Raw genomic sequence first — 12,952 nt, 5'->3', positions numbered from 1 at the left:
ATAGAAGGAACTCTTCAGTTTTTGGCGAATTGATTGTTATACCAAAAATTAGGAGGTTCCAACTCATGTTCAAAAAAATAACAGCACTCACCTTAGCAGCAGGATTACTTGTGCCAAGCACAGTGTCAGCATTAGAACCACTGCAGACAGGAAAACAAGCCCCAGCAGCATCTTCACAAATAACAAGTGTAGCCTATACAACGGTTTCTATCGTTGGAAAACGAGTGAAGTTTGAAGTGAAAGCACTCGAAAATCCTTTCAACATGAATTACTATAATCGAATTGCTTGGACGAGTACGGACGAAGAGCCAAGTGTATTCAATGACAATATTCTATCGGTCATTGTCGCTAAAAAAACCGGACAGGCTTATCAAGTCTTTTCATACGAAGCGCTCACTTCGGTAAAGGACAAGATTGAATCAGGTCAAAAGGTGTATGGCTGGGCGCTTGCTTTAAATGGTGTGTGGTACCCAACGATGCCTGCAACCCTCTATTATTAAAAAAAGCCTGCCACAGTGGCAGGCTCCAGATTGTTGACAAAGGGCTAAAATGAACTTTATTTTAGCCCTTTGTCTTCTTTTCAGCGTGATAGAAAACCTTTGCAGTCTAGAAAGGACGAGTACTGGCGCGGAGCGAATTTTACATTCGTGAGCACCAGCACGCAGGACTGACAAAGAATGCGAGGGTTTGTCTACACGCTGAAGCCTGCCACAGCGGCAGGCTCTTTCTCCATTATGATAATTCGAGCTGTTTTCTCAGCTCTTGTCTCACTTCTTCTAATCCTGGTCCATCTAACTCAAAGTAATACACATTCCCAGGCTGGTAATCGTGCCCTTTTAACTGGATGGTATCCACTGATTTTAATGAACTCAGTAAAGGGAATAGACCGATCAACTGCTTCATGGATAAATTGGTGGAGACGTTATCCCCAAGTGTATCAATGATGTTGTCATAAGACGGTATGGAAGAAATGGATTTGGATTTTTCAAAGATGGCTTGAAGTGCTTCCATTTGGCGCTTTCCACGCATGAGATCACTATCTGCCTTTCTCGTTCTCACAAACGCTAATGCTTCTTCACCACTGAGCGTATGCGTGCCGGTTTCCACATGAACTTTTCCTTTCGAATCCTTTTCCATTTGTTTTGCAATGCCTTCATCTTCAATCGTTACGTCAATTCCATTTAGCTCATCGACAATGTCTTGAAACGCCTTAAAGTTTCCTGCAATTACATAGTCTACCGGGATGTTTAACAAATTCTCTACCGTTTTGACTGATAAATCTGCACTCCCAAACGCATGGGCGTGAGCAATTTTATCATATCCTCTCCCCGGTATATCGACATAAGAATCACGAGGAATACTTAGGAGCTTGATCGTTTTGTCTGTTCGATTCACCGTCGCCAGTAAGACCGCATCACTTCTTGCTTCGTCTACCGTTTCACCTGGACGGCTGTCAATCCCTAAGAGCAGCACCGAAAAGCTATCCTTTCCTGGATCAAAAGCTTTCACACGCTTTTGCGAGGTCTCTCCTCTTTCTAAAGATACTTGCGCTTTATTCGACGCTTTTGAAATTTTATAGTATGCGTATCCTGTGACAGATACTGCCATGATCATGACAAATGCCATGATAAACAGCACGACTTTCACCCAAGGTCTTAGCCTTCTTTTTGATCTTGTTTTCTCCTTCATCCTTTCCGAACCCTCACTCTATCTTAGTCTCACAATGTAGGTTCCACTATAACATATTTTGATGAAAGTTTCCTGCATGCAACATATTTTTATGTATCCACAATAAAAAAGCTGCTCAAAATAAGCAGCTTTTCATCCATTACTTTTGTTCAATTCCTTTTTTCACTTCATCAATCATCGCATTTAATGATTCAAGGCCGCCGCCTGCTAAATACCACATGTCAGAGTTTAAATACACCACATGATTGTTTTTAACCGCTTTGACTGATTTCACATAATCATTTTCAACAAGCTGTTTTGCAGACGTTTCTTCTCCAATCGCCGCGCCTCGATCCACGACAAATAAGTAATCTGGGTTCGTTTTGACCATATACTCATACGAAATGCTTTGTCCATGTTTATCAGATGGCTCTAGCTTTTGATCTGCTGGTGTGATCCCAAATACATCATGGATCAGACCATATCTTGACTTAGGACCAAATGCCGTCATTTTGCTGTCGTTCGCCATGATGACGAGTCCATTTTTCTTTAACTCTTTTGCTTGTTTCTTTAATGCAGCCACTTTTTGGTCAATGGCAGACAGTTCTTTTTTGACTTTGTCTTCCTTATCAAAAATCTTTCCTAATGTTTCAGCATTCTTTTTAAATGATTCCATATAGTTTGCATTATCTACATCCATATAAATCGTCGGAGCAATTTTAGAAAATTCATCAAATGCATCTGCTTGACGGTGCTGAATAATGATCAAGTCAGGCTTCATCTCTGCAATTTTCTCAAAGTTTGGCTCTTTTAACCCGCCGACATTCTCATATTTGTCACTTTCATATTTAGATAAATAGTGAGGAATCACTTGTTTTGGTAAGGCTGTCACGTTGACACCAAGCTTATCAAGTGTATCGAGACTTCCCATATCAAAGACGACGACTTTTTTCGGGTTTTTCTTGATCTTCACACCGTCTTTATTCAACATATCCTTTACTGTTACGGTTTCCTCATTCGTTCCCGCTGTTTCTCCTTGGTTACCACAGGCAGCAAGGACAGCAATCGCTGTTAATACTGTTATCATCCAAATCCATTTTTTCATGATTGATCACCTCTTCATTTTTTCAAGAAAAATATAAGCAAATACGCTCACCACGAATGACTTCGATCGGTATGCGCATGTCATAAATGTGTTCAAGTGCTTCTGTTTGAATCACTTCATCAACGCTTCCTTCTTTGATCACCTGACCCTCTTTTAAGGCGACGATGTGATCTGAATAGACAGATGCAAAGTTAATATCATGGAGAACAACAACAATCGTTTTTCCAAGATCTTTCACGAGCTGCTGAAACAGCTTCATCATTTCAACTGAATGGTTCATATCTAAATTATTTAAAGGCTCATCTAAGAAAATATAATCCGTATCCTGAGCTAGCACCATGGCAATAAAGGCTCTCTGCCTTTGTCCGCCGCTTAGTTCATCTAAATATTGATGCTGGATTTCGACGAGTCTCATGTATTGAAGCGACACATCTATCATGTTCTCATCTTCTTTTGTCAAGCGGCCTTGAGAGTAAGGAAAGCGGCCAAAGCTGACAAGCTCACGAACGGTCAAACGCACACTCATGTGGTTCGACTGCTTCAAGATGCTCATTTTTTTCGCAAGCTCCTGAGGAAAGTACGCACGATAAGGTTTGTCCTCTAAATAAGCTTCCCCAGTATCAGGTTGAATCAGGCGGCTCATGATGGACAAAAGCGTACTTTTGCCTGCGCCATTTGGACCAATGAGAGAGGTCAGCTGTCCTTTTTTTACACTGACAGTTGTTTCGTGAAGCACTGTTTTTCCGTTATATGTCTTACTGACTCCCTTCATCACGACCATGAACGACTCTCCTTTAAAAGTAGATAAATAAAATACAGTCCGCCGACTAAATCAATCAGCACACTAAGCGGTGTTTGAAACGTAAATACCTTTTCCACAAGAAATTCCCCGCCTACAAGCGCAATGACACTAATGAAAAACGAGCCTAATAGCAAGTACGTGTGCCGATATGTACGAAACAGCTCTCTTGCCACATTTACAACGAGTAAGCCAAGAAACGTAATCGGGCCGACGAGGGCCGTCGCAATCGAAACAAGGACGGCAATGACGATCAGCATCTTTTTTGTGATCCTGTCATAGTCAATCCCGAGATTCACAGCCTGTTCCTTTCCTAATGACATGACATCTAATTTCGCGCGGAAGGTCCATATATAAAGACAAAGTGCCGCAAATAAAAGAGAAGCGAAGAGTAAAATATCTGTGTTCATGTGATTAAAACTGGCAAAAGACTTGTCCTGTACGACTTGGTATTCATTCGGGTCAATGAGCATTTCCATAAAGGAAGAAAGACTTTTGAACAATGTTCCAAACACAATCCCGACAAGCAGGAGTAAGAAAATATGCTTGTTTTTGCGCTTGAACATGACTGTATAGAGCAGCACAGAAAAAAGAATCATTAATCCAACGCAGAGAAAGAAATTCAGGTTCTTATTCGCGATCATCATATTGGTCGATCCAAAAAGATAAATAATCGCCGTTTGCAAAAACAAGTAAAGCGCGTCTAACCCTAAAATGCTTGGCGTTAAGATTCGGTTATTGGTCAATGTTTGAAACACAACAGAAGAAAAGGCAATCGCGCCTCCTGTCAAAGTCATGGAAAGCACCTTTTTTAAACGGCTCGGCACTGTGTACTCCCAGTACCCCATTTGAAAGGTGACGAAGATGACAACGAATACGGCTGCAATGGCTGCAATGAGAAATAATGTTCGTTTCTTATGCATAGCGCTTCCTCCTTAATAACATGTACAGGAAGATCGCACTTCCAATGATGCCAACCATAAGCCCGACAGATATTTCATATGGATAAATGATCACCCGTCCGAGTACATCACATATGAGCACAAAAATGGCCCCTAATAAAGCCGTATGCGGCAGGCTCTTTTTCAAGTGATCCCCTCGGTAGATCGATACAATATTCGGAATGATTAAGCCGAGGAATGGCAGCATGCCAACAGTCAAAATCGTTACAGACGTAATCATCGAAACAATCACCAAACCAACTGCCATGACACGTTTATACGTTAAACCTAAATTGACGGCAAAGCTCTCACCCATACCAGCCACTGTAAAGCGGTCAGCATATAAATACGCGATGATCAATAGAGGAACACTCACATAGAGCAGTTCATAACGCCCCTGAACAATAAGAGAAAAATCCCCTTGCAGCCATGCGGATACGTTTTGGATCAAATCATATTTATAGGCTATAAACGTGGAAATTGAACTAACAATTCCGCCAAACATTAAGCCGACTAACGGTACGTAGATCGTATCGTTCACCTTAATATGGCGTAAAATTTTTAAGAATAATAGATTGCCAGCTAACGTAAATAAAAACGCAATCGCCATTTTCATCAGTGGGCTTGCCTGTGTAAAAACAAGCATGGCGGTTAAAATACCCAGCTTGGCCCAATCCATTGTTCCTGCAGTCGTTGGAGAGACAAATTTATTTCTCGTCATGCTTTGCATGATAAAACCGCATAAGCTCAGGCTCATGCCAGCAAGCACAATACTCATTAGCCGCGGGATGCGACTTGAAAATAAGGTGTTCATTTGTTCATCTGATAGATGAAACAACTGTAAAAGAGACAGGTCCTGTACCCCGACAAACAGCGACGCACATGCCAAACACACAAACAACAAACTTAATTGGTACAACTTCATACAGGGTTCACACTTTCTATCAAGCTCTCTGCCACAAATGATTATCATTATCAATTAAGCGACAGTTCATATATTATCATATTTAGTGAAATATTCAATAGTAGAATGAGGGTGAAAACCGCATAAAAAAAACAGCTTTTGGGATCAGCTGCTTTTTTACGCTTCAATATTCAATTGAAACTGCCCTTGCAGTTCCTCTTCAGCCTCTTGAAATAACTGCCGCAAATTCTCTGCATAATCACCAAGTTCGTCTTTGCTTGCTTGATAATGAATCCACGTGAGCTCTACAGGCATACTCACTTCTCCTGTTAAACAGTCCCAAAGGGCATCAAGATTTTTCCCGTAATGATCAGGAAGTTGTAACACTGTTTTTAGTTGATCATGAAGCTCCTCTTGTGATCTGCACATCGCACCATTTAGCTGTACTTTTTTCATTTCCCTCCCCCTCTTCTGTCTTTATTTTAAACGAATTGGAGAGGAAAGAGAAAGAATCCATTTCACTTTTGCCTCTCTCTGAAACTTAAACTAAACAAGATCAGACAGGCAGACAACACGAGCGTGAAAAAGAGCGTTAACACTGTCTGAGTACCGTACATATCAGCAAAGAGACCAACGAACACACTTGGTATGCCAAGACCTAGATACGCAAACAAGTAATATCCAGCAACGGCTCTAGCCGCTTCCTTCTTCCCTTTCTCAACAATCAGCTGGAGACCTCCTAAGTAAGTAAATCCATAGCAAGCTGTGCCCGCTAAAAGAGTTCCAGCAAGGACAAGGAATATGGACCCGCTATTAGCACCGAATAACAGCAGGCCATATCCACACGGAAGACAAATAAAACCGATACGAAGCGCTGCACTGCTATTCATCTTTCGGACAAAAGGCTGCATCAGAACACCTGCCATATTAATAAAAAACAGCGCTGGGCCTACCCACAATTCATAGCCATTTAATTTAAGCTGTGCTGGCAAAATCGAAATGACAAGACCGCACACAGACCATGCGATAGCAATGGCTATGTTCGCAGGCATTGTCCCTTTTGGAAACCTCGGCATGTTCATTAGCGGTTTACTTGCCTCCCCTTGTACAGGCGGCACCAAAAAGAATACAGCAACAATCGTCAACATAATCAAGACCAACACAATCCAATAGCTAAGAGGCGTCAGTGACACTTGCTCAAAAGAAAGAATCGCTGTAAAAAGAGCACCTCCCCCAAATCCAATTGAACTGCATAATGCGATAAACGTTGGGATCCAGCCCGATTTCTCTGGATATAAAGCAATCAAGTAGGCAGTACATGTGCCAACACTTAACCCAAGTCCCACTCCTTGCAGCAGCCGGGCGACAAAGAGCATTTGTATGGTCGGATGCACGATCATGAGCAGGGTGGCACATAATGAAAAGCAAAGAGCGATCAATAAAATCGGTTTTCGTCCTGCCCGGTCAGACATGCCGCCAAGTAACAGTAATACTGGAATCAGTCCGAAAACATACGCAGCAAACACAAGGGCTGTTGACGCCTTTCCGTATCCTGCCTGCTCTGCATATTCCGTATAAAGAGGGACTTGCAGGTTCACTGCTGTTGTAATCATAAAAAGGCTAAATAAAACGAACACAAACGGAATCATAGATAGCTGTGCTGTTTCTTCTTTTGATGCAGGAATCATGGGACTCTCTCCTCTGTGCAAATGATATGAACCAGTGTACACATCATTTGGATTTCTTCCTACATCCAAAAACGAAGCTATTGACCAGTCCATAATTCCATGTCATCATCAATGATGACATGACAAGGGAAAGAAGGTGCACTGTGTACATTCATTTAGACCGTTCCAGCTCTACCCCGCTCTGGCAGCAAATCGTCAATGGCATCATTCAAAAAATTCATACAAACACACTGAATCCTGAGGATCAGTTGACTCCGTCAAGAGTATTAGCACAAGAGCTCAACGTATCTCGATCCACCGTACAGCTTGCCTATGATGAACTGCTGGCAAGAGGCTATGTCAGCACCTCTAGAAGAGGCGGAACAAAGGTCATTTCAAGTGATCACAATGCTGCTTCTCCCCCACATCAAAACGAACCGCCTTTTGCACTTCCGACAAGACCTCACTTTGACGAGGCTGAAAAACAAATGGATCACTGGCTCTCGGCCAATCAATTTCATGACACACTTGAGATTGATTTCCGCCATCAAGAACCAGCCATCGACGACCATTTTCAAAACATATGGAAACGCTCGCTTCTAAAAGCATTACAGCGCTTAAATATGAAAGATTGGGGCTATTCTTCTCCGCACGGATTATGGGAAGTACGTTCAGAAATTCGCCAATACTTATCGGTTGAACGCGGCATTGATATAGAAGAAGACCAAATGGTGTTAACAGGAGGCACACAGCAAGCCATTGACTTGATTTCACAAGTCATGCTCAAAAAAGGAGATACAGTCGCTGTTGAAGATCCTGGTTTTCCTGGAGCAAGGTTGTCCTTTTTACATCGCGAAATGACTATTTACCCCGCACCAGTCGATGAAGAAGGAATGATGGTGAATACATTGCCAGAACGTACAAAGCTGATCGCTGTAACGCCCTCTCATCAGCGGCCAACCGGTGTCTGTATGAGCGTCAATAGAAGACGGGAGCTGTTGCAGTTTGCTGCGAAGGCTCAATCTTACATATTAGAAGATGATTTTGATGGGGATTATCGTTATCATGGCGGACCGCTTCCTTCTTTATTTTCAGAAGCACCCGATCATGTGATCTATATTGTCAGTTTTTCCAAGGTACTTGCTCCAGGCATCCGCCTTGCTGCCATCATCGGCTCCAAAGCAGTCATTAAAGAAATCGCTGCACTGCAATCACTTATTCAAAGACAGCTGCCGATCATGGAGCAAATCACTCTTGCCTCTTTTTTCAGAGAAGGAGAGTTTACGCGATATGTCAGGCGGATGAGACAGGTGTATAAAAAACGGCAGGCAGCGATGATGGATGCTCTTTTGACACATCACTTTGACAAACACTTCCGTTTATATGGAACCGATACAGGCCTTCACGTCTTTTTGGAAGGAACATCAGACTTTGATGAACAAGGCACGATTGAGGCCGCAAAAGCGGCAGGTGTCGGCATTTATCCATTAAGCCCCTATTGTTATGAAAGCAAAAGGAAAGGGTTGCTGCTTGGTTTTGCCTGTACGGATGAAGCCATGATTCAAGAAGGTGTACGCCGATTAAAGCAAACACTGCACATCTAAAAAAGCCTGGAAGTCTCCTTTCCAGGCTTTTCATTGTGATTGCTGAACGTTTCCCACTTCTTCAATGAAAGAGGCTGTCTCTTGCAATCCATCTTGAAAATGTTGAGTAGCTGACATAAACAGCTTTTCTTGATCAGGACGCTTTAACAGCTGCTCTACCTTGCTAATTCCTTTTTCAAATGAAGCAAGACCTGTCTTTAATTGTTTGTCTGCCTTTTGATACACAGCTGGCACTTCTTGATGAGTAAGCCCTTTTTGAATGACACGGTCGAATGCTTTCGTCGCTTTTGTCAATTTTTCATTTACTTGAATTTTTCCATGTCCATCCGAAATAAATTGATCGGTCATGTTTTCATATGCTTCATTTAACTCATCCATATAACGCTGAACCCATTGTTCATACGCAGCTTCTTTTGTGTTTTGTTTTGAAGGCGGCTGACCTGCTTGATTGCAGGCCGTGAGTAGTGTCACTGTCACGGTAAATAGCAGCATCAAATGCCATCGTTTTTTCATACAGGGCCCCCATTTCTCTTTCCCATTTGTTCATATCGGTCAAATATGATCAACTTTTACCTCATACGAACACCTTGTAAGAAATGACTTATTTTTATTGTAACAGACCGCATGTATCACTTCTGTGATTTATGCGGAAATGAATGAAAATCCTTCTAATGGTTCACATTTCCCTGCCATTTCATGATGATACAGTCAATAGACGACGAGAAAGGCACATTTGGTTTCAATCTATTTCATTTTCGCCATTTTTTCTCAAATAAAAAAGACCCCTTTCGGCGCCTTTTCCTTAGATGTATGGATTTCAAATGATGATCTTTCTTAGAATGGAAGCTGCCTTATATTCTGCTATGCATGCGGCAACACCCTCTATGATCCTACCCATTTATTGCAGCTTTCCTTTACAAGCAATCTCCAGCTCTTCTACCACCTTGCCATCTTGAATGAGATATGCTTTTTCATGAAGATTCACAGCAGGACAGATGTGATTCGGAATCATTTGCACCTTCTCACCGATCTGTACACTTTGACGAAAGCCTTCATGATAGATAATGGCATGCTCATCAAATACGCTTGAAACAAATACATCATCATATTCTTTCACTTTGCCTAAGCCCTCTGTTTTGGTCAGCCCTTTTGTACGCGTTTGTGCCGTCAGCCCCTTGGCCCCTACATCTGTAATCACCCGGCGCTCTGTCGGTTTACTAATGACCGTCGTCAGCACAGATGCTGCACAATGTGAATATGTGCCGATTACATTGGACTGGGAAGCATCCATCAAAATGTATGTGCCTGGCCGTATTTCAGTGACTCCTTTTGGAATATCAAATTGAAATAAAAATGGCGGTGTTGATCCAATACTGACGACCTCTAGCGGCATACCAGCTTCTTCTGCAATCTGCGCAAAACGGAGTGTTCGATTTACAGCCTCCTCGTATAATGTCCGGCAATGTGCTTTACTTTCCGCTTGATACGTATGACCATCATGAGAAAAAATCCCCTTTAAATGAACGGCATCACTTGTTTGAATCGCCTCTAATATGTGGCAGAAATCACGTTCTTCAATGACACCAGACCTTCCCTCTCCAACCTCTATCTCAATTAAAACCTCCGCTTTTTTCTCTGATTCACAAAAGACTTGCTCAATCTGCTTCACATGCTCAACACAATCTACACCGAATGAAATCTGTATCGACTCTGCCAGTTTACGAATCCGCTTGAGTTTAATCTCACCTACAATTTGATTGGCGATAAAAATATCCTTTAGCCCATGGGCTGCCATTACTTCAGCCTCTCCTACTTTCGCTACCGTAATGCCAGATGCACCTTTCTCTTCCTGCAGCTTGGCAAGTGCAGGCGTTTTATGAGTTTTCGTATGAGGGCGCAATTTGACATGCTGACGGTCTGCGTATTGTTGCATCGCCGCTACATTCTCCATCAACACCCGTTTATCAATGAGTAGTGCCGGCGTATCCAGTTCTTCATACATCATCCCCATGACCCCTTTCATTATATAAAAAATTATACGATATATATAAATTATATATTTTTTTATACGATAATCAATGGTTTTTTCTGCAAAAAAGTGATGGCGATGAGTAAGCAGTCCAGCGGCTGTCTGCCGCTGATCTCTCACTAATAACGATTGCGAAGTTCTCTTAAGATAAAATCATACACAAGGTTGAGCTGCTGTTCTTTTGGATACAGCATAAATTCTTGTTTCTTAGGAAGACCTCCATCAAGTCGATCTTGAAATTTCGTTCGGAGATACGCTGTTCGGTGTACCTGACTCTCAAATGACTTATATGAGACATCTAGTTTGACCGATTGCTCATTTGTAAAAGTAACAACCGTGTCTCCGAGGGATGATTCCTGAAAGATATGAATGTATTTGTGGGAGATCCATCCGCATTGAGGGCGGTTGGATGAATAGGTTGGGAAGAAATACAGATGATTGGATGAGTCAATCACGATGGGAGGCTTGTGGGAAATACCTGTTACTTCATATGTTCCCGCTTTTCTGCCTGCATAGCTTGAGCCAAAGAACCTGCAACTGCGTTCTATAATTTGCAGCGGCTTTAATTCAACGTAAAAGCTTGTCTCTCTTTCGATCACTTTTGAATATACTCGTTTTCCTTCTTCAACCGGAAGGACCGCCATTGTTGTTTGATTAATGACGTATGAATCTAATGGTGTTTCACTAATTCCTGACACTTCATTTCCTCCTGTGTTAATTTTTGGTTATTTTAGATACTATTAATCTATCACCAACGTATAAGAAACGACAGGATTTTTTCAATATTTATTTAAAATTATCTTTTTATCATGTTATTTAGTACATTCGATCTATCTAAAAGCCATTTTTAAAGATATATCGCATCTTGTCGACTGGACAAGGGGTGTCGATATGACTCAAAAATAAATTGTCTAAAAATTATAAATTCTTGTTGATTTTTTCTCCGCCAATCCATATACTATAAAAAAGGCATCGGGGGGATTCTTTATGAAAGAGAAAAAAACGTATGCTGAGCTCATGAAGTCCCGCAACACCCAAAAAACCGAAGAAAACGGCGTGACGATTTTAGACATCTATATTCAAATGGTTTTAGATGAGGCGCTTTATAAACAGCGCTTAACCTTCCTTAGAGAAGAGATTGATAAGGCACTGGATCAGCGTGATGAAAAGCGATTCAACGACCTGTCAGCTCAATATGCAGAACACTGCTTACATTAATTATGATGATTTTACTTGCGGCAGAGAGACAGAAACTTGTCTCTTTACCGCAAGTTTTTTGTTTTTATCCATTTAATATGGTTCCGCCATTCACATGAATCATTTGTCCATTCATATAAGAAGAGTCTTCGCTCGCTAAAAATAAATAACTTGGCGCTAACTCTACTGGCTCACCAGGCCGCTCCATTGGGACATCTCCACCAAATTCAGACACTTCCTTTTCCGTAAATGTGGATGGAATCAGTGGTGTCCAAATCGGTCCAGGCGCTACCCCATTTACCCGAATCCCTTGTTTGATAAGAGATAGAGATAATGACCTTGTAAACGTTACAACCGCCCCTTTTGTCGATGAATAATCAATTAAGGTTTCATGACCTTTATAAGCAGTGACCGATGCTGTATTAATAATACTGCTTCCTTTCTTTAAATGAGGGAGCACCGCTTTTGTTAAATAGAACATGGCAAATATATTCGTTTGAAATGTCCGAAGAAGCTGGTGAGAGGTAATCTGTTCAATGCTTTTTTGCGGATGCTGTTCACCTGCATTGTTGACCAAAATATCAATCGAACCGAAAGCATCTTTTGTTTGTTTGACGACCTCGTGTGAAAAAGCTTCATCCCCTAGGTCACCTGATATTAAAATGACGCGACCTCCCATCTTTTCAATATAGTCCTTCGTTTCTTCCGCATCACGATGTTCATTCAAATAAACAATCGCTACATTGGCTCCTTCTTTGGCAAATAAGACAGATACTGCTCTTCCAATCCCGCTGTCTCCACCTGTGACAATCGCCGTTTTCCCTGTCAGCTTTTTGCCTTGCACCTCTCGATCAAAGATAGGTCTAGGGTTCATTTTATATTCAAGTCCTGGACGTTCGTTCTGATGCTGAGGCGGTAACGTTTTCTTTGGCTGCTTTGTTGACACGTCAGTCCACTCCTTCCTTTTTATCTCGTTTATTTTTATGTGTTGCTCATTTTTTTATGTATTTCGCTCTTGTTTTCACTAAAATGTATGAT

The 12,952-nt window shown here is 41.6% G+C and carries 14 protein-coding genes; 3 read left to right on the top strand and 11 right to left on the bottom strand.

Translation table 11 applies throughout. From position 1 onward, the window contains the following. The first annotated feature begins 65 nt into the window (after window positions 1–65). Window positions 66–500, top strand: a complete 435-nt coding sequence (locus NSQ52_RS05340) for an enoyl-CoA hydratase (RefSeq protein WP_342473979.1) — start codon at window positions 66–68, stop codon at window positions 498–500. Window positions 501–732: 232 nt separating this feature from the next. Here NSQ52_RS05340 and NSQ52_RS05335 read toward each other — a convergent pair whose 3' ends face one another. The 7 genes from NSQ52_RS05335 to NSQ52_RS05305 all read right to left on the bottom strand — a co-directional run bounded on the left by NSQ52_RS05335 (window position 733) and on the right by NSQ52_RS05305 (window position 7,105). Further along, complete coding sequence (locus NSQ52_RS05335) at window positions 733–1,689, bottom strand: LCP family protein (RefSeq protein WP_007499147.1); 957 nt, start codon at window positions 1,687–1,689, stop codon at window positions 733–735. A gap of 139 nt (window positions 1,690–1,828) precedes the next feature. Continuing rightward, the gene (locus NSQ52_RS05330) at window positions 1,829–2,773 is read right to left on the bottom strand and encodes a siderophore ABC transporter substrate-binding protein (RefSeq protein WP_342467928.1); all 945 of its coding nucleotides are present in this window, start codon (window positions 2,771–2,773) and stop codon (window positions 1,829–1,831) included. Between the two features lie 22 nt (window positions 2,774–2,795). Then, a complete protein-coding gene (locus NSQ52_RS05325) occupies window positions 2,796–3,554 on the bottom strand; it encodes an ATP-binding cassette domain-containing protein (RefSeq protein ID WP_342473978.1) in 759 nt (252 codons plus the stop codon). Then, complete coding sequence (locus NSQ52_RS05320; protein ID WP_342467927.1) at window positions 3,545–4,495, bottom strand: iron chelate uptake ABC transporter family permease subunit; 951 nt, start codon at window positions 4,493–4,495, stop codon at window positions 3,545–3,547. The genes NSQ52_RS05325 and NSQ52_RS05320 overlap by 10 nt, the downstream gene beginning before the upstream one ends. Continuing rightward, complete coding sequence (locus NSQ52_RS05315; protein ID WP_017366964.1) at window positions 4,488–5,438, bottom strand: ABC transporter permease; 951 nt, start codon at window positions 5,436–5,438, stop codon at window positions 4,488–4,490. Before NSQ52_RS05315 ends, NSQ52_RS05320 begins: the two co-directional genes overlap by 8 nt. 156 nt (window positions 5,439–5,594) lie before the next feature. Further along, a complete protein-coding gene (locus NSQ52_RS05310) occupies window positions 5,595–5,873 on the bottom strand; it encodes a barstar family protein (RefSeq protein ID WP_024720011.1) in 279 nt (92 codons plus the stop codon). Window positions 5,874–5,935: 62 nt separating this feature from the next. Then, entirely contained in the window at window positions 5,936–7,105 is a 1,170-nt protein-coding gene (locus NSQ52_RS05305) for an MFS transporter (RefSeq protein WP_342467925.1), read from the bottom strand. Window positions 7,106–7,248: 143 nt separating this feature from the next. On the opposite strand from NSQ52_RS05305, the gene NSQ52_RS05300 reads away from it, so the two are divergent. Continuing rightward, window positions 7,249–8,688, top strand: coding sequence for a PLP-dependent aminotransferase family protein (locus tag NSQ52_RS05300; protein WP_342467924.1), 1,440 nt, complete (start codon window positions 7,249–7,251; stop codon window positions 8,686–8,688). A 30-nt stretch (window positions 8,689–8,718) separates the two neighbouring features. Here NSQ52_RS05300 and NSQ52_RS05295 read toward each other — a convergent pair whose 3' ends face one another. The 3 genes from NSQ52_RS05295 to NSQ52_RS05285 all read right to left on the bottom strand — a co-directional run bounded on the left by NSQ52_RS05295 (window position 8,719) and on the right by NSQ52_RS05285 (window position 11,415). Continuing rightward, window positions 8,719–9,201, bottom strand: a complete 483-nt coding sequence (locus NSQ52_RS05295) for a hypothetical protein (RefSeq protein WP_008348662.1) — start codon at window positions 9,199–9,201, stop codon at window positions 8,719–8,721. Window positions 9,202–9,586: 385 nt separating this feature from the next. Beyond that, the gene (locus tag NSQ52_RS05290; RefSeq protein ID WP_342473977.1) at window positions 9,587–10,693 is read right to left on the bottom strand and encodes a D-TA family PLP-dependent enzyme; all 1,107 of its coding nucleotides are present in this window, start codon (window positions 10,691–10,693) and stop codon (window positions 9,587–9,589) included. A gap of 143 nt (window positions 10,694–10,836) precedes the next feature. Beyond that, on the bottom strand, window positions 10,837–11,415 hold the full coding sequence (locus NSQ52_RS05285) for a competence protein ComK (protein WP_017366958.1): 579 nt from the start codon (window positions 11,413–11,415) through the stop codon (window positions 10,837–10,839). A 289-nt stretch (window positions 11,416–11,704) separates the two neighbouring features. Between NSQ52_RS05285 and NSQ52_RS05280 the strand changes: the two genes are divergently transcribed. After that, the gene (locus tag NSQ52_RS05280; protein WP_003210924.1) at window positions 11,705–11,935 is read left to right on the top strand and encodes an IDEAL domain-containing protein; all 231 of its coding nucleotides are present in this window, start codon (window positions 11,705–11,707) and stop codon (window positions 11,933–11,935) included. A gap of 64 nt (window positions 11,936–11,999) precedes the next feature. Here the strand turns inward: NSQ52_RS05280 and NSQ52_RS05275 are convergent, their stop codons facing one another. After that, entirely contained in the window at window positions 12,000–12,860 is an 861-nt protein-coding gene (locus NSQ52_RS05275; RefSeq protein WP_017360297.1) for an SDR family oxidoreductase, read from the bottom strand. Window positions 12,861–12,952 lie beyond the last annotated feature (92 nt).

It is taken from the genome of Bacillus sp. FSL W8-1141, assembly GCF_038593205.1.
Taxonomy (GTDB): Bacteria; Bacillota; Bacilli; order Bacillales; family Bacillaceae; genus Bacillus; species Bacillus altitudinis.
The sequence above is the reverse complement of the archived record's forward strand: the minus strand, read 5'-3'. Positions and strand labels throughout refer to the sequence as shown.

Bases quoted from the DNA above. Each gene is read 5' to 3' on its own strand.
- NSQ52_RS05330 (WP_342467928.1), bottom strand. From the start codon at position 2,773: ATGAAAAAATGGATTTGGATGATAACAGTATTAACAGCGATTGCTGTC.
- NSQ52_RS05315 (WP_017366964.1), bottom strand. From the start codon at position 5,438: ATGAAGTTGTACCAATTAAGTTTGTTGTTTGTGTGTTTGGCATGTGCG.
- NSQ52_RS05280 (WP_003210924.1), top strand. From the start codon at position 11,705: ATGAAAGAGAAAAAAACGTATGCTGAGCTCATGAAGTCCCGCAACACC.
- NSQ52_RS05340 (WP_342473979.1), top strand. From the start codon at position 66: ATGTTCAAAAAAATAACAGCACTCACCTTAGCAGCAGGATTACTTGTG.
- NSQ52_RS05295 (WP_008348662.1), bottom strand. From the start codon at position 9,201: ATGAAAAAACGATGGCATTTGATGCTGCTATTTACCGTGACAGTGACA.
- NSQ52_RS05335 (WP_007499147.1), bottom strand. From the start codon at position 1,689: ATGAAGGAGAAAACAAGATCAAAAAGAAGGCTAAGACCTTGGGTGAAA.
- NSQ52_RS05305 (WP_342467925.1), bottom strand. From the start codon at position 7,105: ATGATTCCTGCATCAAAAGAAGAAACAGCACAGCTATCTATGATTCCG.
- NSQ52_RS05290 (WP_342473977.1), bottom strand. From the start codon at position 10,693: ATGATGTATGAAGAACTGGATACGCCGGCACTACTCATTGATAAACGG.
- NSQ52_RS05310 (WP_024720011.1), bottom strand. From the start codon at position 5,873: ATGAAAAAAGTACAGCTAAATGGTGCGATGTGCAGATCACAAGAGGAG.
- NSQ52_RS05325 (WP_342473978.1), bottom strand. From the start codon at position 3,554: ATGGTCGTGATGAAGGGAGTCAGTAAGACATATAACGGAAAAACAGTG.
- NSQ52_RS05320 (WP_342467927.1), bottom strand. From the start codon at position 4,495: ATGCATAAGAAACGAACATTATTTCTCATTGCAGCCATTGCAGCCGTA.